Origin of the sequence: Serratia sp. szju (assembly GCF_044594185.1) — a bacterium.
GTDB classification, from domain to species: domain Bacteria; phylum Pseudomonadota; class Gammaproteobacteria; order Enterobacterales; family Enterobacteriaceae; genus Serratia; species Serratia bockelmannii.
In genome coordinates, this window is sequence record NZ_CP172576.1 from 586,366 (window position 1) to 611,278 (window position 24,913).

Below are 24,913 nucleotides of genomic sequence, written 5' to 3' on the forward strand. Positions count from 1 at the left end.
GGCCTGCGACGATTGTACATAATCATGCAGTTTCCATGGCAAGAAAATGCAGAAAAAAGGCGCCGAAAACGGCGCCTGGGGAAAGGAACACTGCGAGGTCAGGCGGTAATGGCGGCCACTTCGTTGGCGATCGCCGTGAGCGCATCGTGGCGGGCATAGTCCTCACGCACCAGCGCTGCGCGTTGCCGATAGATCGGCTGCTGCAGAATACGCGACGCCGCCGCCAGGATCTGTTCTGCGCTCGGCGTGCTGGTGTGCAGACTGATGCCGCAGCCGGCGGCCACCACGCGCGCGGCAGCCTCCAGCTTGTCCTCGCCGGTGCCGGCGACAATCAGCGGCACGCCGCTGTCCAGCGCATAGTTGATCGAGCCGTAACCGCCGTTGGTGATCAGCAGCGCCGCCTGCGGTAACCAGTGTTCGAAGGAGATGAACGCCCGCACTCGGGCGTTGTCCGGCAACGCGTCCATCAGCCCTTCGGTCGCTCGCCCGCCGGTGGTGGCCAACACCCGCACCGGCAGATGCGCCAGCGCCTGCAGCGTCGGCACGATCAGCTGATGCAGATCGACATTGGCCAGCGTGCCCTGAGACACGATCACCAGCGGCCGACGATCGTCCTCCTCCCACAGCGCCTCTTCCGCGGCCGGTTGACCACCGCTGCGCAGCGGCCCGACGAAGCGCACACCGCTCGGCAGGTCGTCGCGCTCATATTCCAGCGCCGTGGTGGCCAACTGCAGGAAACGCTCGCAGCCGCCGATCAGCGCATCGGTAAACGGGCGATTCAGCGGCCGCCCGCCCGCTTGCACCAGCGCGGCATCAAAGCTTTGCTGCACCTCATCAAGCAACACCCGCGTCGCTTCATCCACCAATTGCTCGCGGGTCAGCGCCCGCGGCAGCAGCGCCGGCGGGATGCGCGGGCCATAGAAAATGGCGTCGCGCGAAGAATACGACAGCGGCGTGACGCCGATCCCGAAGACCGGCGGCCGTTCGGCGGACTGCAGCAGCGGCAGCACGCCGTAGAAGCAGTTCTCCACCATCAGCAGATCGGTCTTTTCGGCGGCGATGGCCGCACGCAGCTGACGATCCAACTGTGGGATCGGCGCGGCGAAGAAATCTTTCAGCGCCAGCGCCATCTGCGCATTGCCCGGCGGCAGCGCGGCGCGCTCGGGGAAATGCTCCTCCAGGTGGCGATAGTCGAAATCCACCTGCGCGTCGAACGGCACGAAGCTCGCCCCAGCCGCTTCGGCGCGTTCGCGGAACAGCGCGCCGGTCATCACCCGCACCTGATGCCCTTGGGCAACCAGGTGGCGAGCGATGGCCAACATCGGGTAGACGTGCCCCGGAGTGGCGACCGCCGCCATCAGTATCCTTGCCATAATGCTCCTTTACGCTTCTGCGTTGGCCGGCTTCAGCGCCAGATTGGCGCACACCGGGTTGCTCTGAATATGCACGCGCTGCAAATGACGCGCGGAACGGGCGGTAAAGCCCTCACGGCCGTGCAGCAGCGAGAAATTGTCCGCCACCACCACGTCGCCCTGTTGCCACTGATGGGCATAATAGTGACGCGGATCGTACAGGTGCTGCTGCAGAGTGTGATGGAACTGTTCCTGCTGTTGTTCCGGCACGCCGTGATATTCCAGCGCATGCTGGTTGAGGAATTTTTTCCCCTCCGTCGGCGGTTCATTGTAGCGCATGATCAAGCCCCTGCCGTTCGGGTGCTGCACCACCAACGGCGAACAGACTTCTCCGCCGTAATGCACCACCTGCTTGATGCGGTAGGTGATCGACACCGACAGCCACTGATCCAGCAACGCTTCGTCCGCATTGGCCAGCAACCGCGTGGTATCGACGAAGGTAGTGCACCCGCCTTCGTCCTGCGACGGCGCCGCCACGCAGTGGAACAGCTGGAACTCGGGGATGGTCGGCTTATACATGCCATCCCAATGCAGCGGGACGTAGCTGCTGTCGAAAATATGATCCTTGGCGTCAGGATGTTCCTTCACGTCCAGCACCGCGCCGAACGGCCACATCATGATCTCGCCCCACTGCTCGGCGTAGCGCGTCAGAACCTCCCCATCGCTGAAACCGGAGTCGAATCCGCGCAGCACCAGCAAGTGGTGCTCCTGCGCCAGCGCTCGCAGCGCCGCCACCGGTAGCTCGCCGATCTTTTGCCCCGGATGCTGCGGCGTCAGGATCGCGCCGAACGGGGTATTCGGTTGGATATGGCAATTAAGCGGTTGGTTGTTCATCAGTATTCTCCTTGCATCGAATGTGCTGCTCACACGGCAACGTGCCGTCAAAAACGCGCCCGTCAGGATTTCGGGCGCAAAAGCATGCAGCGGCCTCAGGCCATCTGCGGTTGTTCGATCAGGTAATGGCTCGGCGTGCCGCGGATCTCTACCAGCTCGCCGTCCAGGCTCTGCGCGTCTTTACGTTTCATCAGCACGAACTGGCCGTTCACGTTGGCTGCCACGCCGTGCCACGGCGTCAGCCAGTCGTCTTTGGTCGGCATCATGTGGATACCCATTTTCAGACTGTCGACCGGCTGCGGGTGAATCGACAGACGGATCGCCGCCGGGAAGTGCTGCGCCAGCAGATTGCCCCAGGCCCAGCTGCGCTGGATCACGCCGCAAGCGCGCTGTTTGGCGTCTTTCTGCAGCGCGGCGTTGGAACCGCTGTAGCCCGGCAGTTGGCTGTCTTCATACAGGAAGCGCGTGATGGCGCGGTACAGCAAGAGGCCCTGTTCGTCCTGCATCAGTTGCTGTTTGATCGCCTCTTCCGATTCGGCATAGCCCTCCACCAACAATCGGCGCAGCAGATCATAATCATCGGTATGCTCCGCCAGGCCTTTGACATCGCCGAGGTTGAACACGCTCAGGTATGTCGCGCCCACTTCATGCAGCAGGCTTTCAATCTCGCGCTGATAGTGGTTGATCGCGTCGTCGCTGACGCGGATCAGATCGCCGAACACGTGACCGTCGGAGCAGATAACGATATGCGCCCCCGGCGGGTAATAGAGCTGAATGCGCTGGCACAGCGAGTTGAGGAAGATCAGCGACAGCCGCTCCGCCATGTCCGGCACCGCACCGATCACCTTGTTGGTGTTGGGCGACTTGGTCGGGAAGGCCGGCAGCACGAATTCGATACGTTGCTCGTTTTCGATGAATGCCCGAATACGCGGCAATTGCACCTGAGTGACCCGCCGTTCTTCTTCGGCGATCGAGGTGTCGTCGCCGGGGAAACGGCGGCGGTATTGCAATAATTCACGTAGGATCTTTAACGATATTTCTTCTTTCTGAGCGCTGTCCACAATGAGCTCCTGTTGCGATGTGGCGCGGGTGTATTATTGATAAGCGCAATAAGATTTATCAAAAAGAGAAAAAATCTCTGCAAAATAATAATCAGCCCGGCGTTTATATGCTTCAGGCAATATAGAAGAGATGGTGCTATATTATTAGCCCGTATAATTCACAATCTTGGTTAAGTTGTGCTTAACAAACTATGAGCAATATTTTAAAACGCATGGCCATTTTCTCAAAAGTGGTCGATTGCGGCGCATTCAGCATGGCGGCAAAAGAATTGGGCATGACGACCTCCGCCGTCAGCCAACATATTCGCCAGCTGGAGGAACATCTGGGCATTCAATTACTGTTGCGATCGACGCGTTCATTGAGTCTGACCGAAGCAGGATTGTGTTTTTATGAAGATTGCCTGCTGATGATCCACGCAGCCGAACGTGGCCAACAACGGATCGCCGCGCTGCGTGGCGAGCTGGTCGGCGAACTGCGTGTCGCCACCTCCACTGAATTCGCCACCCACTATCTGGTGCCGGCGCTGCAAAGCTTCCTCGATGAACACCCGCAGCTTACGCTGCGACTGGAAATCCACGATGAGAAGATAGACCTCATCACGCAACGCATCGATCTGGCGATACGTGGCGGCGTGCTGGCCGACTCCAGCTACGTTTCCACGCGGCTGGCGCGCTGCCGTGAAGTGTTATGCGCCTCACCGGCCTACCTGGCACACCACGGCGTGCCGGATTCACCGCAGGCGCTGAGCCATCACCACTGGGTCACCTTTACACCGCTCGGCAACCCGCAGTTTGTCCGTCTTATCCATCGCGACGGCGGCGAACACCGCATGCGTATGACGGGGCGTTTGTTCACCAACAGCGGTATGGCGATGAAAGAGTTGGCGCTGACCGGCAAGGGGATCATTCGCAATTTCTTCGCCAACGTTGAACGTGAATTGCGCAGCGGTGAGCTGATTGAAATATTGCCTGATTGGCGGTTACCGGAAATTAATTGCTATGCCATTATGCCGCGCAGGGAGATCCAGCCATTAAAAGTCAGACGGTTGCTGGAACATATGAAACTCTATTTGCAGGAGAAGGGATTAACGGCCGTAGAACATATTCGACAGGAATAAAATAAGAAACATCTGCAACGTCCATTATTGTAATTATTGTAATCACTTTGCCAACACCGGGCCTCATTTAGATTGCAGCCTAATGATATTCTGATTAATGACTTTTCGCCAGCCTTTATAATTAATTACATCGACGTTATTTCAAATACTCAGAATAAATTTGACTTTAGTTAGCAGAAAATTTGAATATGCATGGCATGTTATTTTTAACGCGGCACGATTCCAAAAAAAACGGGAAGCCTAAGCTCCCCGCTGTCATCCGCCGGCGCATGTCAGTCAATCTGACGAACGTCCACCCGCAGCTCTTTAGGCACTTCAAACACGATGTTCTCTTCACGCCCGCTGATTTCATGCACGTCCAGGCCGCCCAGCGCTTTCAGGCGAGAGATCACCTCCTGCACCAGCACGTCCGGTGCCGAGGCGCCGGCGGTAACGCCGATATTGCGCGCTTCGCTCAGCCAGCTCTCCTGAATATCCGCCGCCGAATCGATCAGATAAGCCGGTTTGCCCACGCGCTGCGCCAGTTCAGCCAGACGGTTAGAGTTGGAAGAGTTCTTTGACCCCACCACCAGCACCACATCCGCATCGCCGGCCAGGTTACGCACCGCTTCCTGACGGTTGGTGGTGGCGTAGCAAATGTCATCCTTACGCGGACCGATAATACTCGGGAAGCGCTGACGCAGCGCGTCAATCACGTCCGAGGTATCATCAACCGACAGCGTGGTCTGCGTCATGAAGCACAGATTGCTTTCGTCTTTCACCTGCAGCTTCCACACGTCTTCCGGCGATTCGACCAGGTACATGCCGCCCTTCGGGTTGCTGTACTGGCCCATGGTGCCTTCCACCTCCGGATGACCGGCATGGCCAATCAGAATCGCTTCGGTGCCGCGGCGGCTGGCGCGCGCCACTTCCATATGCACCTTGGTCACCAATGGGCAAGTGGCATCGAACAACATGGTCAGATCGCGCGCCTTGGCTTCGGCGCGTACCGCCTGAGACACGCCGTGCGCCGAGAAGATCAGGATAGAACCGTCCGGCACTTCGGCGATCTCTTCGATAAACACGGCGCCCCGCTCACGCAGGCTGTCAACCACGTAGCGGTTGTGCACCACTTCATGCCGTACGTAGATCGGCGCGCCATACAGCTCCAGCGCACGTTCCACGATGCTGATCGCACGATCAACCCCGGCGCAGAAGCCACGCGGGTTAGCCAGCAATATTTGCATGCGTCTCCTCCTGCTGCGGATCGATCTCCAGCACTTCAATGTCGAAGGTCACCGGATGGCCCGCCAGCGGATGGTTGAAATCGACGGTGATTGAATCCTCCGCCACCGCGCGCACCACGCCCGGCATTTCGCTGCCGTCGATGGCGGTAAACAGCATAATGGTACCCACGTCCGGCACGCCGGTTTCCGCGAAGTCGCGGCGCGAGAAGAACTGGACCAGATCCGGGTTCTCCGCGCCGAACGCCGCTTCCGGCTGCAGGGTAAAGGCACACTTGTCGCCCGCTCGCAGGCCGAGCAGCTGCGCTTCCAGCGGCGCCGACAGGCTGCCGTCACCCAGACGGAACAGCGCCGGTTTGCCGCTGCTGCGGGTAGATTCGGCGGTCGAACCGTCTTCCAGTTTCAGCGTAAAGTGAACCAGCACCGCGCTGTCACTGATAATCTGAGCCGTCATGTTACTCACCTTTACTCTTTGCGCCTTTGTTCGCCGGCGACAGGAAACCTTCCAGCACGATCATCGCCGCACCCACGCAGATAAAGCTGTCCGCCAGATTGAAGGTCGGGTAGTGCCAGTCACCGACGTAGAAGTCGATGAAATCGACCACAAAACCGTGCCACAGGCGATCAAACAGGTTGCCCAACGCCCCGCCGATGATGAAGGCGTAGGCGATGTTGTTCAGCTTCTGCTGCGCCGCGCTGCGGTACATCATCACCAGCAGCACCGCGACGATGGCGATGGCGATGCCGGCGAAGAACCAGCGCTGCCAACCGCCGTGATCGGCCAGGAAGCTGAACGCAGCGCCGTAGTTGCGCGCGTAAAACAGGTTGAACGACGGGATCAACGGCTGGGACTGGCCCAGCGTAAAGTTAGCGAGGATCCACTGCTTGCTGCCGAAATCCAGCGCCAGCACCGCCACTACAACCCACAGCCAACGCAGGCCGGTCGAACAAATTGGTTTACTCATCAGGCGCGAGTTCTCAGGCAAAGTTACGCTTCTCGCCGTCACCGGCGACGTTGCTCACACAGCGGCCGCAGATGTCTGCGTGCTCCGCCACCAGACCGATATCGGTGGTGTAATGCCAGCAGCGCGGGCACTTCTCACCTGGCGCCGTGCTGAAGGCGATCTTCAGCCCTTTCAGCAGCTCGGAGGTCTGCGCGTCGGCCGGCGCATCCGCCAATGGCGCAACGCTTGCCGCGGAGGTCAGCAGCACAAAGCGTAGCTCATCCTGCAGGCTGTTCAGGCGAGCCGCTAGCTCGCTGTCGGCATACAGCGTCACCGCCGCTTCCAGCGAACCGCCGAGGCGTTTGTCGGCACGCGCCTGCTCCAGCACCTTGTTCACTTCGCCGCGCACTTTCAGCAGCTCAGCCCAGAAAGCGTCGTTCATCGGCTCGCCTTCCGCCAGCCCGAACAGGCCGTCGTACCACTCTTCGGTGAACACGTACTGCGCGCGTTTGCCCGGCATGAAGCCCCAGATCTCGTCTGCGGTGAACGACATGATCGGCGCCATCCAGCGCACCAGCGCTTCCACGATGTGATACAGCGCGGTCTGGCAGCTGCGGCGGGCGACGCTGTCGCTCTTGGCGGTGTACTGGCGATCCTTGATGATATCCAGGTAGAAGGAGCCCATCTCGACCGAACAGAACTGCATCAGACGCTGCACCACTTCATGGAAATCGTAGTTGGCGTAAGCCTGTTCGATATCCTGCTGCGCCGCCAGCGCGCGGCCGACCGCCCAGCGATCCAGCACCACCATGTCTTCAGGCGCCACGCAGTCGGTGCTCGGCTCGAACCCGTTCAGGTTGGCCAGCAGGAAGCGCGCGGTGTTGCGGATGCGGCGGTAAGAGTCGGCGGAACGCTTGAGGATCTCGTCGGATACCGCGATCTCGCCGGTGTAATCGGTCGACGCCACCCACAGACGCAGAATGTCGCCGCCGAGCTTGTTCATCACGTCCTGCGGGCTGACGGTGTTGCCGATCGACTTGGACATCTTGCGGCCCTGGCCGTCGACGGTGAAGCCGTGAGTCAGCACTTCCTTGTAAGGCGCCTTGCCCTTCATCGCGGTGGAGATCATCAGCGATGACATGAACCAGCCGCGGTGTTGGTCGGAGCCTTCCAGATACATGTCGGCGCCGTGGCCGTTGAATTCAGGGCGCACATCGACAACAGAGGCGTGGGTAGAACCGGAATCGAACCACACGTCCAGCGTATCCGGCACTTTCACGTAGTCGGCGGCTTCCGCGCCGAGGATGTCGGCCGCGTCCAGATCCCACCAGGCCTGAATGCCGTCTTGCTCGACGCGCTTGGCCACTTCTTCCATCAGCTCAACGGTGCGTGGGTGCAGTTGCTCGGTCTCTTTGTGCACGAACAGCGACATCGGCACGCCCCAGGTGCGCTGACGCGAGATGCACCAGTCCGGGCGGTTGGCCACCATCATTTCGATGCGCGCCTGGCCCCAATCCGGGATCCACTGCACGCCCTTAATCTCTTCCAGCGACTGCTGACGCAGGCCTTTCTGATCCATGCTGATGAACCATTGCGGCGTGGCGCGGAAGATGATCGGCGTCTTGTGGCGCCAGCAGCACGGATAGCTGTGCAAGAACTTCTCGACGTGCAGCAGCGCGCCTTTGTCACGCAGCAGATCGACGATCAGATCGTTGGCCTTGAAGACGAACTTGCCGTCCAGCAGCGGGTAGGTGCCGGTCAGGTAGCAGCCGTTCGGCCCTACCGGGTTGGCCACTTCCAGGCCGTATTTCTGGCCGATCACGAAGTCGTCCGGGCCGTGGCCTGGCGCGGTGTGCACCGCACCGGTACCGGCGTCCAGCGTCACGTGCTCGCCGAGGATCGCCGGCACGTCGAAGTCCATGAACGGATGTTTGAAGCGCAACAGCTCCAGATCGGCGCCTTTGCAGCTGCCCAGCACCGTCCACTCGGTGATGCCGGCGCGTTTCATCACGCTTTCCACCAGTTCGGCCGCCAGGATCAGGCACTGGCCGTCAACCTGCACCAGTTGATAGGTGAAGTCCGGGTGCAGCGAGATCGCCCGGTTGGCCGGCAGGGTCCACGGGGTGGTGGTCCAGATAACCAGCGAGATGGCGCCGTTGAAGTGGCTCACGCCAAACTTGGCCGCCACGGCAGCCGCGTCGGCCGCATGGAAGGTCACGTCGATAGACGGCGAAGTCTTGTCGTAGTACTCCACTTCCGCTTCCGCCAGCGATGAGCCGCAGTCGGTGCACCAGTGAACCGGCTTGGCGCCTTTCAGCAGGTGGCCGTTGCTGATGATCTTGCCCAGCGCGCGGATAATGTTGGCTTCGGTTTTGAAATCCATGGTCAGGTAGGGACGATCCCAGTCGCCCAGCACGCCCAGGCGGATGAAGTCCTTCTTCTGACCTTCAACCTGCTCGGCCGCGTACTCGCGGCACTTCTGGCGGAACTCGGCCGCCGTCAGCTTCTCGCCCGGTTTGCCGTACAGCTGTTCCACCTTCAGTTCGATCGGCAGGCCGTGGCAATCCCAACCCGGCACATAAGGCGAGTCGAAGCCGGCCATCCCTTTCGACTTGATGATAATGTCTTTGAGAATCTTGTTAACCGAGTGACCAATGTGAATGCTGCCGTTCGCATACGGAGGGCCGTCATGCAAAATGAAGGTTTTTTTGCCCTTTTTGGCAGTACGAATAATCCCGTACAGATCCTGTTCATACCAACGTTGCAGCATGCCAGGTTCGCGCTTGGCGAGATCGCCGCGCATCGGGAACCCTGTTTCCGGCAAGTTCAGGGTATTCTTGTAGTCACTCATTAGATTCTCGGTTCCGTTTTCGGCTATAGAGATTAAACCGGTGTCTGTAGCCCGAAGAACTTCCGGGCCGTCACCACATCATTGGCGATTTGCTGCTTCAGGGCATCGAGCGAAGCAAACCGTTGTTCATTGCGCAATTTTGCGCGGAGCACCACCTCAATATGGCGCCCGTAAAGATCCATTGTGACATCCAGCAGATGCACTTCCAGCTGCTGGCGCACGCCGGCGACGGTCGGACGCGTGCCGATGTTGGCCACGCCCGGCAGCGGCTGCGGCCCCAGGCCGTACACCTCCACCGCATACACCCCTTTCACCGGCGCCACCAGGCGCTTGAGCGGCAGGTTGGCGGTCGGGAAGCCGATGGTGCGGCCCAGCTCATCGCCGTGCACCACGCGCCCGGAGATGCTGTACGGGTGGCCCAGCAGGGTCTCTGCCAGCGGCAGATCGTCCTCGCTCAGCGCGGTGCGGATCGCGGTGCTGCTGATGCGCCGCTCGCCTTCGCGGAAGGTCGGGGTACTGACCACGTCGAAGCCGTACTCTTTTCCGGCCTGCTGCAATAGCGGAAAATCGCCCTGACGCCCGGCGCCAAAGCGAAAATCATCCCCCACCATCAGGAATTTGACGCCCAGTTTTTCCACCAGCAGCTCGGCGACGAACGCCTGCGCGGTGTTGGCGGCGAAACGCGGATCGAACTTGACGCACAGCAGGTAATCGACGCCCGCCTGCGCCAGGTAGTTGGCCTTGTCGCGCAGGCGCGTCAAACGGGCCGGCGCCTTGTCTGCGGCGAACATCTCCAGCGGCTGCGGCTCAAAGATCATGACCATCACCGGCAGCCCGAGGCGTTGCCCTTGTTGCTTCAACTGCTCCAGCAACGCCTGATGACCGCGATGTACGCCGTCGAAGTTGCCGATGGTGAGCACGCAACCATGGTGGCGCGCCCGGATATTGTGAATGCCGCGAATTAGCTCCATAGCTGGCTCAAAACAGTGGAAATCGGCGGATTATACCTTGTACAGCCGGTAAGGTTAACCCGCGATTGGTGCCTTTATGTAATAGACATACCATACCGGAGATAATCTGCGCGTGAAACGGCTTCGCCGCAGTTTATCCGGCGCCACCGGGCCGATTCTCGACCGCGGCCAACGGCTTGCGTCCGCCGCGGCAAAACATTGGCGAATTTTCTCGCGAAACACTGTATTCCCAAGAGCGAAGCTGGTAAAATCCTGCGCCATCACAACGTAGCGAGTGCCGCCTGTACAAACGGCGCTTATTTGCACAAATCCATTGACAAACGAAGGCTAAAAGGGCATATTCCTCGGCCTTTGAATTGTCCTCAATAGAATATATTTGGGAGTTGGACCTTGGCTAATATCAAATCAGCTAAGAAACGCGCCGTACAGTCTGAGAAACGCCGCAAGCATAACGCAAGCCGTCGCTCAATGGTGCGTACCTTCATCAAGAAGGTAGACGCAGCTATCGCAGCTGGCGACAAAGAAGCAGCACAAAATGCATTCCTGGTAATGCAGCCACTGGTGGACCGTCAGGCAGCTAAAGGCCTGATCCACAAAAACAAAGCAGCGCGTCATAAGTCAAACCTGACTGCACGCATCAACGCAATGCAGTAAGCATTTCGTTATCTGCTTGATAAAAAAACCGGCTCAGGCCGGTTTTTTTACGCCCTGCGTTCAGTGAACCGCTAGCAGGAAAACAGCGCCGAGAAGTCTTTGTTGCAGACGCGCTGCACCGCCGGATGCTGGATCATGCGCTCGGCGAAGATGATGTAATACTCCTCCTGCACGCTGTCTATACGTCCAATCTCCACCACGTTATCATCGTTGTAGGTATCCTGCGCATACAGCGTCGGCGCCACGAAGATCGCGTTGTGGTACATGCCGAAAGCCTTCATCAGCGCCGCATCGTCGAACTCGCCCAGAATCTCCACCTGGATGCCCTGCGTATTGAACCAGTTGAGCAGTTTGCGCCCCAGCATCGAACGGCGGCCGGGGATCAGCAACTTGCGCTGCTCCAGGCAGGCCGGGAACGGCAACTCCGGCGCCGGCTGGCGACAGAAGAAGCTGATGCCGCACTCGCCCAGCTTCAGCGAGAACAGCCCTTCCTGCTGGCTGGAGTCCACCGGGCAATCCGACAGGATCATATCCAGCTTGTGCTGGCTGAGCTGCTCCAGCAGCATCTCGTGCGTCGATTCAAAACAACGCAGGTGGATCTGTTCGTTGTCCACCACCACCGCCGTTTCCAACACCTGGCTGACCAGGCGCTTCGACAGCGCGTCCGCCACGCCGACGTCGAACAGCAGATTCGACTCTTTGCGATAGTTGACGATATCCAGCATTTCCTGGCTGAGCATAAACATCTTGTCAGCATAGCGGAACACCAACTGCCCCAGCTCCGAAGGCACCAACCCGCGCCCCTGGCGTTTGAACAGCTTGCCGTCCAACCGCTCTTCCAGCGCCTTGATCTGGCCGGTGATGGTCTGCGGCGTCAGAAACAACGCTTCAGCGGCACCGACCACGGAACCGGCCTTGCAGACCTGCCAGAAATAGTAAAGGTGATTAAAGTTGATATGCGACATCCTCACGAGCGGCTCTCCTTAACAACGTTTCGCAGCGGCAAACGGTGTGCCGTGACGAGCGACAAACTTCCTTTCCCTGCTTCAGACAACGTATAGCCCCATTAGTCCCAACGAAGAACGGCCGAAGCTGCACATATTTTATACCGTACAGCTCCGACCAGCCATTTTATTATGTGCCCTTACCGGGCACATTCAGGATTAACGTACGCGCGGCAACGCCAGACGCAGCAATCCATACCCTACCACCGCCGCAGCCGTCGAGCCCAACAGGATCCCCAGACGGGAATAGGTGCTGAGCGCCATATCCGCCTCGCCGAACGCCAGCGAGGCGATAAAAATCGACATGGTGAAACCAATACCGCAAAGCACCGAAACGGCAAATACCTGTTTGAAGCCGATGCCTTCAGGCAAACGGGCGATGCCCATTTTCACCGCCAGCAGGCTGAAGAGGAAAATCCCCAGCGGCTTACCGATAAACAAGCCAGCCGCAATCCCGACCGGCAGCAGCGACGTCAATCCTTCCAGCGATACGCCCTGCAAAGAGACCCCGGCGTTAGCGAAAGCGAACAGCGGCAGGATCATAAACGCGACCCATGGGTGCAGCTCATGCTCCAGCGTTTCCGATGGCGATGGCCCCTTCTTGACGTTCAGCGGGATCATAAAGCCGACGATCACCCCGGCCAACGTCGCGTGCACCCCGGACTTGAGGATCGCCACCCACAACACCAGGCCAACCATCATATACAGCGAGGTTTTTCCCACGCCACGCCAGTTCATCACCGCCAGCAGCACCGTCGCCGCCGCTGCCACGCCCAGCGCCACCATCGACACTTCGTGGGTGTAGAACAGCGCGATGATGATAATCACGCCCAGGTCATCGATGATCGCCAACGCCAGCAGGAATACTTTCAGGCTAGCCGGCACGCGGTTGCCCAGCAGCGCCATTACGCCCAGCGCGAAGGCGATATCGGTCGCCGCCGGGATTGCCCAACCCTGGCGAGTGACTTCATCCGCGCCGTTGAAAAGCAGGTAAATCAGCGCCGGCGCCAGCATGCCGCCCAGTGCGGCGATCGCCGGAAACACCGCCTTGTCACGCCCGGACAGCGAGCCTTGCATCAGCTCGCGCTTGACCTCGAGCCCCACCACCAGGAAGAAGATGGCCATCAGGCCGTCGTTGATCCACAGCAGCAGCGGCTTGGCGATCTCCAGCGAAGCAATTTTCACCATCACCGGCAGGTTAAGAAATGCCTGATAGATCCCCTGCGCCGGGCTGTTGGCCATGATCAGGGCGACGATCGCCGCCGCGATCAGAATGATGCCGCCCGCGGCTTCCTGACGTAAAAATTGACGAATGATGTTGGTCACAGTACGTCTCTCCAAATCTGTGCAGGACGTAGCGCCCTGCGAACCACAGTCATGAAGTGAGTATAGAGGGCGTTTTAGTTCGAAAAAATAAGTTTATAAATGCTAAATAACTCGAAAAAACCGATCAAAAGCACGAGTAAATCACATTATTCTTAGGGAATGAGCGTTGTAGCACGCAAATAAAAACCCCGGGCAAATGCCCGGGGTTCTAACATAAACCAACAGAAACAGAAGGTTAGCGAGTCAGATCGTCAAAGAACTTTTTCACCCCGTCGAAGAAGCTCTTCGAGCGCGGGCTGTTCTTGTCGCCGGATGGGCCGCCCAGGCTCTCTTCCAGCTCACGCAGCAGTTGCTTCTGCTTGTCGTTCAGATTGACCGGTGTTTCCACCACTACGCGGCACAGCAGGTCGCCCTGGCTGCCGCCACGCACCGATTTCACACCCTTGCCGCGCATGCGGAACAGCTTGCCGGTTTGGGTCTCCGAAGGCACCTTCAGTTTCACCCGGCCATCCAGCGTCGGCACTTCAATCTCGCCGCCCAGCGCCGCCATGGCGAAGTTGATCGGCACTTCACAGTACAGGTTGTTGCCTTCACGCTCGAAGATCGGGTGCGCCTTCACCTGCACCTGAACGTACAGATCGCCCGCCGGTGCGCCGTGCTCGCCGGCTTCGCCTTCACCCGCCAGGCGGATGCGGTCGCCAGTATCGACGCCGGCCGGAATTTTCACCGACAGCGTTTTGGATTTCTCAACCCGGCCGTGGCCGTGGCACTTGTTGCACGGATCTTTGATGATCTGGCCGCGGCCATGGCAGTGTGGACACGCCTGCTGCACGGTGAAGAAGCCCTGACGCATTTGCACCTGGCCTTGACCGTGACAGGTTGGGCAGGTGACCGGTGAACTGCCCGGCTTGGCGCCGCTGCCGTGGCAGACGTCGCACTCTTCCAGCGTCGGGATGCGGATCTCTTTGGTGACGCCACGTACCGCTTCCTCGAGGGTCAGCTCCATGTTATAGCGCAGATCAGAACCGCGGCTGGCGCGCTGACGGCGGCCTCCGCCGAAGATATCGCCAAACACGTCGCCAAAGATATCGCTGAAGTCGGCACCGCCGCCAAAGCCGCCGCCGCCCATGCCGCCCTGTTCAAAGGCCGCGTGGCCATACTGGTCGTAGGCCGCGCGTTTCTGGTCGTCGGTCAGGACTTCGTAAGCTTCTTTAACTTCTTTAAACTTGGTTTCGGCGTCTTGTTCCTGGTTGCGGTCAGGATGGTATTTCATCGCCAGGCGTTTATACGCCTTTTTGATCTCACGTTCATCCGCCGTCTTGCTGACGCCGAGAATCTCGTAATAGTCTTTCTTCGCCATTCTTTCGCTTACCCTTAACATGCGTGCACGGGCGCAGAGTTGCCTCGACGCCCGTGCTGGTTTCCGGTAGCGGCATCTCGGCCGCCCCGTGCCCGCTTAAGGGCGATTATTTTTTGTCTTTAACTTCTTCGAACTCAGCGTCAACCACGTCGTCGTCTTTCTGCGCCGCGTTGTCCGCGCCGGCGTCAGCACCCTGCTGAGCCTGCTGCGCCTGAGCCATTTCCAGCAGCTTGCCGGAAACCTGCACCAGCGCCTGAGTCTTCGCTTCGATCTCGGCTTTATCTTCGCCTTTCACCGCCGCTTCCAGATCTTTCAGCGCCGCTTCGATCGCCGTTTTATCTTCCGCCGGCAGTTTGTCGCCCGCTTCTTCCAGCTGCTTGCGAGTACCGTGGATCAGGTGATCCGCCTGGTTACGCGTCTGTACCAGCTCTTCGAACTTGCGGTCAGCTTCAGCGTTCAGCTCGGCATCGCGCACCATTTTCTGGATTTCGTCTTCGTTCAGGCCAGAAGATGCCTTGATGGTGATCTTCTGCTCACGACCGGTGTTCTTGTCTTTGGCAGACACGTGCAGGATGCCGTCGGCATCGATATCGAAGGTCACTTCGATCTGCGCCATGCCGCGCGGTGCCGCCTGGATGCCGTCCAGGTTGAACTGGCCCAGAGATTTGTTATCGCTGGCGCGCTTACGCTCACCCTGCAGCACGTGGATGGTTACTGCAGACTGGTTGTCTTCCGCAGTAGAGAACACCTGGCTGTGCTTGGTCGGGATCGTGGTGTTTTTGGTGATCAGCGGCGTCATCACGCTGCCCATGGTTTCGATACCCAGCGACAGCGGGGTCACGTCCAGCAGCAGAACGTCCTTCACATCACCGGCCAACACGCCGCCCTGTACCGCAGCGCCTACGGCAACCGCTTCGTCCGGGTTCACGTCTTTACGCGGTTCTTTGCCGAAGAAGTCTGCGACTTTCTTCTGCACCATTGGCATACGGGTCTGGCCGCCCACCAGGATCACGTCCTGGATGTCGGAAACCGACAGGCCAGCGTCTTTCAGCGCCACTTTCAGCGGCTCGATAGAACGCGCAACCAGATCTTCAACCAGAGACTCGAGTTTGGCGCGAGTCACTTTGATGTTCATGTGTTTTGGACCGGTCGCGTCTGCAGTGATGTACGGCAGGTTAACGTCGGTCTGCTGAGCGGAAGACAGTTCAATCTTCGCTTTCTCAGCGGCTTCTTTCAGGCGCTGCATCGCCAGCGGATCGTTGCGCAGATCGATACCCTGATCTTTCTTGAACTCTTCCACCAGGTAGTTGATCAGACGGCTGTCGAAGTCTTCGCCACCCAGGTGGGTGTCACCGTTGGTCGCCAGCACTTCAAAGGTTTTTTCGCCGTCAACGTCGTCGATTTCGATGATAGAGATATCGAAAGTACCGCCGCCCAGGTCATAAACCGCGATGGTGCGGTTGCCGACTTCTTTGTCCAGGCCGTAGGCCAGGGCCGCAGCGGTCGGTTCGTTGATGATGCGTTTGACTTCCAGACCCGCGATGCGGCCGGCGTCTTTGGTCGCCTGACGCTGGGCGTCGTTGAAGTAAGCCGGTACGGTGATAACCGCTTCAGTTACCGGTTCGCCCAAGTAATCTTCCGCCGTTTTCTTCATTTTTTTCAGCACTTCCGCAGAGATCTGCGGCGGAGCCATTTTCTGGCCTTTCACTTCCAGCCAGGCGTCGCCGTTGTCGGCTTCGACGATTTTGTACGGCATGATCGCTTTGTCGCGCTGCGCTTCTTCATCCTGGAAGCGGCGACCGATCAGGCGCTTGATGGCGAACAGGGTGTTTTCAGGGTTGGTCACTGCCTGACGCTTAGCCGGCTGGCCAACCAGAGTTTCACCGTCCTGGGTATATGCGATAATAGAAGGAGTGGTGCGGTCGCCCTCGGCGTTTTCCAGCACGCGTGCCTTGGCACCATCCATAATTGCTACGCAAGAGTTGGTAGTACCCAGGTCGATACCAATAATTTTGCCCATCTAAACGTCTCCACTAAAAAATTCATAATCAGTCAGGTTGCTAACCTATATGCGGGCGATTTTTTGCTTTTCAACTGCCCGATATCTCAGTGCGACCCGCGGTTAGCAGCTGCGGTTGCAAATAAGATGGGGCCATCCCGTCCGGCATCAAGGGGCAAGGCGAAAAAAATTTCTTTTTTTATCGTCATTCAGATCATTGTTTCCGGCTGCGGGGATCATTATGATGCGCGCGCTCTGGTGGAAAACTTCGATTTTTTGGCCATTCAGACCATTTATGATTTTACTTCGCTGTTTCCGTTAATTTTCTGTTATCGCAGAGGACTTATGCACACCAACAAGTTGGCGAATCCCGGCCCTCTCGGCCTGATGGGCTTCGGGATGACCACCGTCTTGCTGAACCTGCACAACGCGGGCTTTTTCCCACTGAACTCCGCCATCATCAGCATGGGGATTTTCTTCGGTGGCCTGGCCCAGATCCTGGCCGGTCTGCTGGAGTACAAGAAGGGCAACACCTTCGGCATGACGGCGTTCACCGCCTACGGCAGCTTCTGGCTGAGCCTGGTCGGCCTGCTGCTGCTGCCGCGTCTGGGCCTGGCTGAAGCCACCGAGGCGCACGTGCTGGGCATCTACCTGGCGCTGTGGGGCGTCTTCACCCTGTTCATGTTCTTCGGCACCCTGGCCGCCAACCGCGTGCTGCAGTTCGTGTTCGCCAGCCTCACGCTGCTGTTCGCCCTGCTGGCCGTCGGCAACATCACCGGCAATCACGCGCTGCTGACCTTCGCCGGTTATGAGGGCATCATCTGCGGCGCCAGCGCCATTTACCTGGCGATGGCCGAAGTGCTCAACGAGCAATACGGCCGCACCGTGCTGCCAATTGGCGAGCCGGCTCCGGCCCGCGTCGCGGCCTCGCCGGTCACGGCGTAATCGCCCTTCCCTGACGAAAAAGCCCTGCAGTGCAGGGCTTTTTTTTAGCTGTAGGAATCGGCTCGCCGCTCGCCGGCTTCGCTGTTCAGGTCGCGATGCAGGTAGACGCCGAGCAGCAGCCCGATGAGCGACAGCGCCAGCACATAGTAAGCGGGCGCTAATGGGGTCAATTTCATGATCAGCGTCACAAAAATAGGGGTTAAACCGCCAAAAATAGCGTACGAGACGTTATATGAGAACGAGATGCCGGTAAACCGCACTTCCGCCGGGAAGGCCCGCACCATCACATACGGCACGGCCCCCACCACGCCTACGCTGAAGCCCACCAGCGCATAGCAGGCGAACAACATTTCCGGGCGCACGCCCACCGTTTGATAGAACAGCCAGCTGCAGCCGGCCAGCAGCACACTGCCGACCACCAGCGTTTTGCTGGCGCCGAAGCGATCGGCCGACAAACCGGCGACAATGCAGCCGGCGATCAGCATGATGGTGGCGATACTGTTGGCCTGCAGCGTCAAAGCCGGCGCAATGGCGAACTGTTTTTGCAGATAGGTTGGGGTCATCAGGATCACCACCACGATACCCGCAGAGAGCAACCAGGTCAGCAGCATCGACACCACCACTTCCCGTTTGTGATTGAGCACCACCGATTTCAGCGGCAGCTCTTCGGCCAGCGCTTTACGCGCCTGCATCTCGATAAAGATTGGCGTTTCCTGCAGCCAGCGGCGCAGGTACATCGCCACCAAGCCGAACATGCCACCCAACAGGAAAGGAATACGCCAGCCGCCGCCGGCGATGCTCTGCGGGCTGAGCGTGGTGTTGATCACCGTCGCCACCACCGAACCCAGCAAGATGCCTACCGTCAACCCGGCGGTCAGCGTGCCGCAGGCGAAGCCGATGCGCCGGCGCGGCACGTGTTCGGCGACGAAGACCCAGGCGCCCGGCACCTCACCGCCGATCGCCGCGCCTTGCAGCACGCGCATCAACAGCAGCAGCAGCGGCGCGGCGATGCCGATGCTGGCGTAGGTCGGCAGCAGACCCATCGCCAGCGTCGGCAACGCCATCAGCAGAATGCTCAGGGTAAACATCTTTTTGCGGCCGACCAGATCGCCGAAGTGCGCCATCACGATGCCGCCCAGCGGGCGGGCAAGATAGCCGGCGGCGAAGATGCCGAAGGTTTGCACCAGCCGCAGCCACTCCGGCATGTCCGCCGGGAAGAACAGATCGCCGACCACGGCGGCGAAGAACACGAAGATGATGAAGTCGTAAAACTCCAGCGCACCGCCCAACGCGGCCAACGTCAGCGTTTTGTAGTCTTGCCGGTTCAGCCGGCGATTAGTGTCGTGAGGCATAGGGCACCGTCGGTAAAGGCTGTAAAAATAAAAGCCGCAGGCTTTCTGTAAAAGAATCCTTACTATAACGGCAAATTATTTTCACACCAGACGGGCTGAAGCCGATCTCGCAGAACGCTGAAATTTAGAGGTTTATCTCGCGACGCGCGCTCTTTGGCCGAAATGCTGCTACCACCGCGGCGTGCGTTTCGACGTAAGGCCCGTCGAGCAGTTGAATGCAATAAGGCACGCTGGCGAAGATGCCGTGCACCACCGCATTGCCCTGCTCATCCTTTACCCCTTCCAGCGTTTCTTTGATCGACTTCGGTTGGCCGGGCAAGTTGATGATCAGCGCCTGCTTGCGGATCGCTCCCACCTGGCGAGAAAGAATAGCCGTTGGCACATAGTGTAGGCTGATCTGACGCATTTGCTCGCCGAAGCCGGGCATCACGCGATCGGCGATCGCCAGCGTGGCGTCGGGGGTGACGTCGCGGCGCGCCGGCCCGGTGCCGCCGGTGGTCAGCACCAGATGGCAGCCCATTTCGTCCACCAGCTCGCACAGCGTTTGTTCAATTTGCGTCTGCTCATCGGGGATCAGCCGGGTTTCCAGCTTGAACGGCGTCGCCAGCGCGCCGGCCAGCCACTCCTCCAGCGCCGGAATGCCTTTATCCTGGTAAACGCCGCCGGAAGCGCGGTCAGAAACGGAAACCAAACCAATACGTAAAATATCCATGCGTAACCTCTACAGCCTGATGGGGTTCGAACGGGTTCGTCTCCCGCTCTGTTGTCATTGCCGAGAGTATAAGGGCTTCCCCCGCCGGCGGGAGCGCCAGGCATAAAAAAAGGTGGCCTGAGCCACCTTTTTACTGCGCGATCTGCAGGAATTACAGCAGGTCGGCGATCATTTTTTCCAGTTTACCCTGGTCTACGGCGAACTTGCGGATGCCATCGGTCAGTTTCTCAACCGCCATCGGATCCTGGTTGTGCTGCCAGTAGAACTCAGGTTCGGTCAGTGCGGCAGGACGCGCCTTCACTTCACCGGTGTAAGACAGTTTGCGCTCCAGCGCGCCTTCGCTCTCCGCCAGCTCTTTCAGCAGCGCAGGCGCGATGGTCAGGCGGTCGCAGCCGGCCAGTTCGATGATTTCGCCGACGTTACGGAAGCTGGCGCCCATCACCACGGTGTTGTAACCGTGCTGTTTGTAGTACTGGTAAATTTCGGTCACGGAGATCACGCCCGGATCTTCATGCGGGGCGAACTCTTTCTTGTCGCCGTTGGCTTTGTACCAGTCGAGGATACGGCCAACGAACGGCGAGATCAGGTAAACGCCGGCTTCGGCACAGGCGCGAGCCTGAGCGAAGGAGAACAGCAGCGTCAGGTTACAGTTGATACCTTCTTTCTCCAACTGCTCCGCCGCGCGGATGCCCTGCCAGGTCGAGGCCAGTTTGATCAGAATGCGATCGTTGCTGATGCCGGCTTCGTTGTACAGCTTGATCAGGCGCTTGGCCTTGGCCACGCTGGCAACGGTGTCGTAAGACAGACGCGCGTCAACCTCGGTGGAGATGCGGCCCGGAACCAGTTTGAGGATCTCCAGACCGATGTTGACTGCCAGCTTGTCGGCGGCGTCGGCGATCTGCTGCTCGCGATCGCTGCTCTGGCCGCGCGCCCAGGCGATGGCTTCGTCAATCAGTTTGCGGTATTCAGGAATTTGGGCTGCATTGAGGATCAGCGAAGGGTTGGTTGTGGCGTCCTGCGGTTGATACAGCTTCATTGCCGCGATATCACCCGTATCTGCAACCACTGTAGTCAGCTGGCGCAGGGAAGTTAATTTGTCGGTCATGTTGGCATTATCTCATCGTTTGTGCATGAACTTTTGGCATTGTTCAACCATGCCCTGCCCTGATAATAACATGCGCCAAGCCCGGCGCAAGGCTGGAAAACCGCGGCGCGCAAGCATCTGTTTTATCCTTGGGCGAGCAACCGTTTACGCCGATATCTTTCGCCATAACCGAGCGGATGGAAAGGCAATAACGTGCTATCGCCCGAATAAATTATGTTAAATTCGAAAAAATTGATGCAATTCGTCCGCTAATCTGCGAAAAATCTTAATCGACTGACGCCGGACCGATTCCAGCTAAGCTCTTGTAAAAAATAGGCCAATGTTTTTCACCTGCGGTGGATGCTGCCAGGTGCGCATGACATTTCGATAAGAGGAGGGATCCCTTGACGGACCTGATGAATTTTATAAACAACATTTTGTGGGGGTCAGTGCTGATTTATCTGTTGCTCGGCACCGGCATCTACTTCACGTTGCGTACCCGCTTTATCCAGCTTCGCCACTTCAGCCACATGTTCTCGGTGTTGAAAAACAGCAATAAAAGCGACAGCGCCGGCATCTCCTCTTTTCAGGCGCTCTGTACCACGCTGGCGGCGCGCGTCGGCACCGGTAACCTGACCGGCGTCGCCATTGCCCTCACCGCCGGCGGCCCCGGCGCCATCTTCTGGATGTGGGTGGTGGCGTTTATCGGCATGGCCACCTCCTTTGTGGAAAGCTCGCTGGCTCAGCTCTACAAAACCAAAGACGATAACGGCAACTACCGCGGTGGCCCGGCCTATTACATGGAAAAAGGTCTCGGCATGCGCTGGATGGGCGTGCTGTTCTCCATCTTCCTGATCATCGCGTTCGGTCTGGTGTTCAACGCCGTACAGGCCAACTCCATCGCCCAGGCCTCCGCCGTCGCCTTCCATTTGCAGCCGCTGCACGTCGGCATCGGCCTGGTGTTGCTGAGCGGCGTGGTGATCTTCGGCGGCATCCGTTCCATCGCCAAAGTGGCCGAACTGGTGGTGCCGCTGATGGCCGGCGCCTACCTGCTGTTGGCTCTCTGGGTGATTGGCCATAACATCGAACACATGCCGGCGATCTTGGCGCTGATCTTCAAAAGCGCCTTCGGCCTGCAGGAAGCCGCGGCCGGCGCCGTCGGTTACGGTATTTCCCAGGCGATGACTCAGGGCGTGCAGCGTGGCCTGTTCTCCAACGAAGCCGGCATGGGCTCGGCGCCCAACGCGGCGGCGTCCGCCTCGCCTTATCCGCCGCATCCGGCTTCGCAAGGCTATGTGCAAATGCTCGGGGTGTTTATCGATACCATCGTCATCTGCAGCGCCACCGCGGCGATCATCCTCTCTTCCGGCATACTCGATCAGCCGACCGACAGCATCAGCGGCATCGATCTGACCCAGCGCGCGCTGTCAACCGCCGTCGGCAGTTGGGGGGCACCGTTCGTCGCCATCGCCATCTTCTTCTTCGCCTTCACCTCGATCATCGCCAACTATGCCTATGCCGAGAGCAACCTGGTGTTCCTCGAGCACAACCACCCGGGCGGCCTGCTGATTTTCCGCTGCGTGGCGCTGGGCATGGTGATGTTCGGCGCGCTGGCGGAGCTGCCGCTGGTGTGGAAAATGGCAGATACCTCCATGGCCCTGATGGCGATCACCAACCTGACGGCGATCCTGCTGCTGTCGCGGGTGGCGCTGAAACTGGCCGACGACTACCATCGCCAACGCCGCCTGGGCAAGCTGCCAACCTTCGACGCCACCCGTTATCCGGAGCTGAAGTCGCAGTTGGAGCCGGGCGTGTGGGACGACCAAAAGCCGCCGCGCTGAGTTTTCCGGGGCGCCTGCGATACGCGCCCCGGCCTATTGGACCGATTGCCCCTTTTTCCCGCGCTTTTTGCTACAGTATCCGCACTTGGATAAACAGGATCTGGCCATGCTCGTTATTATTTCCCCTGCAAAAACGCTCGATTACGAAAGCCCGCTGGCGACAGAACGCTTCACGCAGCCCGAACTGCTGGACAAGTCGAAACAGCTGATCAAAATTTGCCGCGAGCTGACGCCGGCGCAAATCGCCAGCCTGATGAGCATCAGCGACAAGCTGGCTGGGCTGAACGCCGCGCGCTTTAGCGAGTGGCAGCCGACATTTACCCCGGACAATGCCCGTCAGGCGCTGCTGGCGTTCAAAGGCGACGTTTACACCGGCCTGCAGGCGCAGGATTTCAGCGAAGCCGATTTCGACTTCGCCCAGCAGCATCTGCGCATGCTGTCCGGCCTGTATGGCGTACTGCGCCCGCTCGATCTGATGATGCCGTATCGGCTGGAGATGGGCATCAAGCTGGAAAACCCGAAGGGCAAAGACCTGTACAGCTTCTGGGGCGATCAGATCACCAAAAAGCTCAACGAAGCGCTGGAGCAACAGGGCGATGACGTGGTGGTCAATCTGGCGTCCGACGAGTATTTCAAGGCGGTGAAGCCAGCCAAACTGCACGGCGCGCTGATCAAACCGGTGTTCCTCGACGAGAAGAACGGCAAGTACAAGGTCATCAGTTTCTACGCCAAGAAAGCGCGCGGGTTGATGAGCCGCTTTATCATCAAGAACCGCCTGACGCGCAGCGAACAGTTGGTGGACTTCAACCTGGAAGGCTACGCCTTCGACGAAGCCGCCTCGCAAGGCAATGAACTGGTGTTCAAACGCCCGGAGCAGGCATAAAAAAAAGCCGTCGCAAGACGGCTTTCGCATTTTAGCCTGCCGAACTTCAGGCCGGCAGCCCCATCAGGAACGTGCGCAGCTCGCCGAAGTTGGCCGGCAGCGTGTGCGACAGCAGCGGCAGCTCAGCCCGCAGCGCCAGCGCTTTCGGCAACGGCAGCTCCTGGCCGAGGATCGCTTCCACACTCTCTTTAAACTTGGCCGGATGCGCGGTGCCGAGGAACAGGCCGAACTCTCCTTCCTGCAGCTGATCGCGCAGCGCGCGATAGGCAATGGCCGCGTGTGGTTCTGAGATATAGCCCAGCTCGGCCAGTTCACGCATCGTTTCCCTGGTGGTCTCATCGCTGACCGCCGCGTGACCCAGCTCTTTCAGTTGCCAGACCTTACGACGGAACAGCTCTTCCACGCGCGGCCAGTTGTTTGGCTGGCTGACGTCCATGGCGTTGGACAGCGTCGCGACCGTAGCGTGCGGCTGCCACTGGCCGCTGGTCAGGAAGCGCGGCACGGTGTCGTTGGCGTTGGTGGCGGCGATGAAGCGCTTCACCGGCAGACCCAGCGACTTGGCCAGCAGCCCGGCGGTCAGATCGCCGAAGTTGCCGCTCGGCACCGAAATGACCAGCTGATTGCGCGCTTCCTGCGGCAGCTGCGCCACCGCTTCGAAGTAGTAACAGATCTGCGCCAGCAAGCGGCTGATGTTGATCGAGTTGGCCGAGTTCAGGTGTAGCGCATCTTTCAACTCCTGATCATCGAACGCCTGCTTCACCAGCGCCTGACAGGCGTCGAAGTCGCCGTCGATCGCCACGGTATGAATGTTGCCGCCCAGGGTGCAGAACAGCTTTTCCTGCAGCGGGCTGATTTTGCCCTGCGGATACAGGATCACCACCCGGACGTTTTTCAGGCCGTAGAAGGCGTGTGCCACGGCGGCGCCGGTGTCGCCGGAGGTGGCGGTCAAAATGGTCACCGGCTGATCGCCGGCCACTTCCGCCAGCATCTGCGCCATAAAGCGGCCTCCAAAGTCTTTGAACGCCAGCGTCGGGCCGTGGAACAGCTCCAGGCAGGAGACGTCTTCCGTCACTTTCGCCACCGGCGCCGGGAACTCAAAGGCGGCCTGTACGCGTTTCTTCAGCGCCGCTTCCGGCACCTCTTCGCCGATAAAGGCCGACAGAATGCGGCTGCTGCGGGTGACAAAATCCTGCTCCAGCAGCTGGTCGATCTCGGTCAGTTCGAACGCCGGCAACTCCAGCGGGAAAAACAGCCCCTGCTGCTTGCCCAGGCCTTGTTTGATCGCCTGCGCGAAGCTGACCTGCTCGTTGTGATCCTTAAGGTTGTACAGTTTCATGCG

General features: G+C 59.2%; 21 protein-coding genes. 5 read left to right on the top strand and 16 right to left on the bottom strand.

The genetic code is table 11. The annotated features are described in order from the left end of the window. Positions 1-98: 98 nt before the first annotated feature. The 3 genes from RE418_RS02880 to pvcA all read right to left on the bottom strand — a co-directional run bounded on the left by RE418_RS02880 (position 99) and on the right by pvcA (position 3,307). Positions 99-1,358, bottom strand: coding sequence for a glycosyltransferase (locus tag RE418_RS02880; protein WP_089180554.1), 1,260 nt, complete (start codon positions 1,356-1,358; stop codon positions 99-101). 24 nt (positions 1,359-1,382) lie between these two features. Continuing rightward, positions 1,383-2,246: a TauD/TfdA family dioxygenase gene (locus tag RE418_RS02885; RefSeq protein ID WP_049207249.1), complete on the bottom strand. Its 864-nt coding sequence runs from the start codon at positions 2,244-2,246 to the stop codon at positions 1,383-1,385. Between the two features lie 95 nt (positions 2,247-2,341). Continuing rightward, a complete protein-coding gene (gene pvcA, locus RE418_RS02890; RefSeq protein ID WP_025301528.1) occupies positions 2,342-3,307 on the bottom strand; it encodes an L-tyrosine isonitrile synthase in 966 nt (321 codons plus the stop codon). Positions 3,308-3,519: 212 nt separating this feature from the next. Here pvcA and RE418_RS02895 point away from each other — a divergent pair, with 212 nt between their 5' ends. Then, positions 3,520-4,425 (top strand): LysR family transcriptional regulator, encoded by a 906-nt coding sequence (locus tag RE418_RS02895; protein ID WP_225735560.1) that lies wholly within the window; start codon positions 3,520-3,522, stop codon positions 4,423-4,425. 272 nt (positions 4,426-4,697) lie between these two features. Here the strand turns inward: RE418_RS02895 and ispH are convergent, their stop codons facing one another. The 5 genes from ispH to ribF are packed head-to-tail and all read right to left on the bottom strand — an operon-like array spanning position 4,698 to position 10,414. Next, positions 4,698-5,651 (bottom strand): 4-hydroxy-3-methylbut-2-enyl diphosphate reductase, encoded by a 954-nt coding sequence (ispH, locus tag RE418_RS02900; RefSeq protein WP_025301526.1) that lies wholly within the window; start codon positions 5,649-5,651, stop codon positions 4,698-4,700. Then, the gene (gene fkpB / locus RE418_RS02905) at positions 5,632-6,102 is read right to left on the bottom strand and encodes an FKBP-type peptidyl-prolyl cis-trans isomerase (RefSeq protein WP_038628869.1); all 471 of its coding nucleotides are present in this window, start codon (positions 6,100-6,102) and stop codon (positions 5,632-5,634) included. Before fkpB ends, ispH begins: the two co-directional genes overlap by 20 nt. Before the next feature lies 1 nt (position 6,103). Continuing rightward, entirely contained in the window at positions 6,104-6,613 is a 510-nt protein-coding gene (gene lspA, locus RE418_RS02910) for a signal peptidase II (protein WP_025301524.1), read from the bottom strand. Between the two features lie 13 nt (positions 6,614-6,626). Beyond that, positions 6,627-9,443, bottom strand: a complete 2,817-nt coding sequence (gene ileS, locus RE418_RS02915; RefSeq protein WP_089180553.1) for an isoleucine--tRNA ligase — start codon at positions 9,441-9,443, stop codon at positions 6,627-6,629. Positions 9,444-9,475: 32 nt separating this feature from the next. Further along, complete coding sequence (gene ribF, locus RE418_RS02920) at positions 9,476-10,414, bottom strand: bifunctional riboflavin kinase/FAD synthetase (protein WP_025301522.1); 939 nt, start codon at positions 10,412-10,414, stop codon at positions 9,476-9,478. 390 nt (positions 10,415-10,804) lie between these two features. Here ribF and rpsT point away from each other — a divergent pair, with 390 nt between their 5' ends. Beyond that, on the top strand, positions 10,805-11,068 hold the full coding sequence (gene rpsT / locus RE418_RS02925) for a 30S ribosomal protein S20 (protein ID WP_004932960.1): 264 nt from the start codon (positions 10,805-10,807) through the stop codon (positions 11,066-11,068). 71 nt (positions 11,069-11,139) lie between these two features. On the opposite strand, the gene nhaR is transcribed toward rpsT, so the two are convergent. The 4 genes from nhaR to dnaK form a co-directional block, all read right to left on the bottom strand. Beyond that, positions 11,140-12,039: a transcriptional activator NhaR gene (gene nhaR / locus RE418_RS02930; RefSeq protein WP_004932962.1), complete on the bottom strand. Its 900-nt coding sequence runs from the start codon at positions 12,037-12,039 to the stop codon at positions 11,140-11,142. A 192-nt stretch (positions 12,040-12,231) separates the two neighbouring features. Beyond that, the gene (gene nhaA / locus RE418_RS02935; protein WP_089180552.1) at positions 12,232-13,398 is read right to left on the bottom strand and encodes a Na+/H+ antiporter NhaA; all 1,167 of its coding nucleotides are present in this window, start codon (positions 13,396-13,398) and stop codon (positions 12,232-12,234) included. A gap of 235 nt (positions 13,399-13,633) precedes the next feature. After that, positions 13,634-14,758 carry a molecular chaperone DnaJ gene (dnaJ, locus tag RE418_RS02940; protein WP_004932969.1) on the bottom strand — a complete coding sequence of 375 codons (1,125 nt, stop codon included), beginning with the start codon at positions 14,756-14,758 and terminating at the stop codon, positions 13,634-13,636. A gap of 106 nt (positions 14,759-14,864) precedes the next feature. Then, positions 14,865-16,778, bottom strand: coding sequence for a molecular chaperone DnaK (dnaK, locus tag RE418_RS02945; RefSeq protein WP_004932972.1), 1,914 nt, complete (start codon positions 16,776-16,778; stop codon positions 14,865-14,867). A 324-nt stretch (positions 16,779-17,102) separates the two neighbouring features. On the opposite strand from dnaK, the gene satP reads away from it, so the two are divergent. After that, complete coding sequence (gene satP, locus RE418_RS02950; RefSeq protein ID WP_025301520.1) at positions 17,103-17,702, top strand: acetate uptake transporter; 600 nt, start codon at positions 17,103-17,105, stop codon at positions 17,700-17,702. Between the two features lie 44 nt (positions 17,703-17,746). Here satP and RE418_RS02955 read toward each other — a convergent pair whose 3' ends face one another. The 3 genes from RE418_RS02955 to tal form a co-directional block, all read right to left on the bottom strand. Further along, positions 17,747-19,054, bottom strand: a complete 1,308-nt coding sequence (locus tag RE418_RS02955; RefSeq protein WP_049207242.1) for an MFS transporter — start codon at positions 19,052-19,054, stop codon at positions 17,747-17,749. A gap of 124 nt (positions 19,055-19,178) precedes the next feature. Continuing rightward, positions 19,179-19,766, bottom strand: a complete 588-nt coding sequence (mog, locus tag RE418_RS02960) for a molybdopterin adenylyltransferase (protein ID WP_015376607.1) — start codon at positions 19,764-19,766, stop codon at positions 19,179-19,181. A gap of 151 nt (positions 19,767-19,917) precedes the next feature. Next, a complete protein-coding gene (gene tal, locus RE418_RS02965; RefSeq protein ID WP_004932982.1) occupies positions 19,918-20,871 on the bottom strand; it encodes a transaldolase in 954 nt (317 codons plus the stop codon). Positions 20,872-21,254: 383 nt separating this feature from the next. On the opposite strand from tal, the gene RE418_RS02970 reads away from it, so the two are divergent. Next, on the top strand, positions 21,255-22,691 hold the full coding sequence (locus RE418_RS02970) for a sodium:alanine symporter family protein (RefSeq protein WP_025301518.1): 1,437 nt from the start codon (positions 21,255-21,257) through the stop codon (positions 22,689-22,691). 106 nt (positions 22,692-22,797) lie between these two features. Beyond that, complete coding sequence (gene yaaA / locus RE418_RS02975) at positions 22,798-23,574, top strand: peroxide stress protein YaaA (RefSeq protein WP_060448178.1); 777 nt, start codon at positions 22,798-22,800, stop codon at positions 23,572-23,574. A gap of 46 nt (positions 23,575-23,620) precedes the next feature. On the opposite strand, the gene thrC is transcribed toward yaaA, so the two are convergent. Beyond that, positions 23,621-24,910, bottom strand: coding sequence for a threonine synthase (thrC, locus tag RE418_RS02980; protein ID WP_060448179.1), 1,290 nt, complete (start codon positions 24,908-24,910; stop codon positions 23,621-23,623). Positions 24,911-24,913: the final 3 nt, after the last annotated feature.

What these genes read in the sequence shown, in the direction of transcription:
- dnaJ (WP_004932969.1), bottom strand. Translation starts at nt 14,758, where the DNA reads ATGGCGAAGAAAGACTATTACGAGATTCTCGGCGTCAGCAAGACGGCG.
- RE418_RS02880 (WP_089180554.1), bottom strand. Translation starts at nt 1,358, where the DNA reads ATGGCGGCGGTCGCCACTCCGGGGCACGTCTACCCGATGTTGGCCATC.
- satP (WP_025301520.1), top strand. Translation starts at nt 17,103, where the DNA reads ATGCACACCAACAAGTTGGCGAATCCCGGCCCTCTCGGCCTGATGGGC.
- lspA (WP_025301524.1), bottom strand. Translation starts at nt 6,613, where the DNA reads ATGAGTAAACCAATTTGTTCGACCGGCCTGCGTTGGCTGTGGGTTGTA.
- yaaA (WP_060448178.1), top strand. Translation starts at nt 22,798, where the DNA reads ATGCTCGTTATTATTTCCCCTGCAAAAACGCTCGATTACGAAAGCCCG.
- ribF (WP_025301522.1), bottom strand. Translation starts at nt 10,414, where the DNA reads ATGGAGCTAATTCGCGGCATTCACAATATCCGGGCGCGCCACCATGGT.
- dnaK (WP_004932972.1), bottom strand. Translation starts at nt 16,778, where the DNA reads ATGGGCAAAATTATTGGTATCGACCTGGGTACTACCAACTCTTGCGTA.
- RE418_RS02895 (WP_225735560.1), top strand. Translation starts at nt 3,520, where the DNA reads ATGGCCATTTTCTCAAAAGTGGTCGATTGCGGCGCATTCAGCATGGCG.
- fkpB (WP_038628869.1), bottom strand. Translation starts at nt 6,102, where the DNA reads ATGACGGCTCAGATTATCAGTGACAGCGCGGTGCTGGTTCACTTTACG.
- ileS (WP_089180553.1), bottom strand. Translation starts at nt 9,443, where the DNA reads ATGAGTGACTACAAGAATACCCTGAACTTGCCGGAAACAGGGTTCCCG.
- RE418_RS02955 (WP_049207242.1), bottom strand. Translation starts at nt 19,054, where the DNA reads ATGCCTCACGACACTAATCGCCGGCTGAACCGGCAAGACTACAAAACG.
- RE418_RS02885 (WP_049207249.1), bottom strand. Translation starts at nt 2,246, where the DNA reads ATGAACAACCAACCGCTTAATTGCCATATCCAACCGAATACCCCGTTC.
- tal (WP_004932982.1), bottom strand. Translation starts at nt 20,871, where the DNA reads ATGACCGACAAATTAACTTCCCTGCGCCAGCTGACTACAGTGGTTGCA.
- thrC (WP_060448179.1), bottom strand. Translation starts at nt 24,910, where the DNA reads ATGAAACTGTACAACCTTAAGGATCACAACGAGCAGGTCAGCTTCGCG.
- mog (WP_015376607.1), bottom strand. Translation starts at nt 19,766, where the DNA reads ATGGATATTTTACGTATTGGTTTGGTTTCCGTTTCTGACCGCGCTTCC.
- ispH (WP_025301526.1), bottom strand. Translation starts at nt 5,651, where the DNA reads ATGCAAATATTGCTGGCTAACCCGCGTGGCTTCTGCGCCGGGGTTGAT.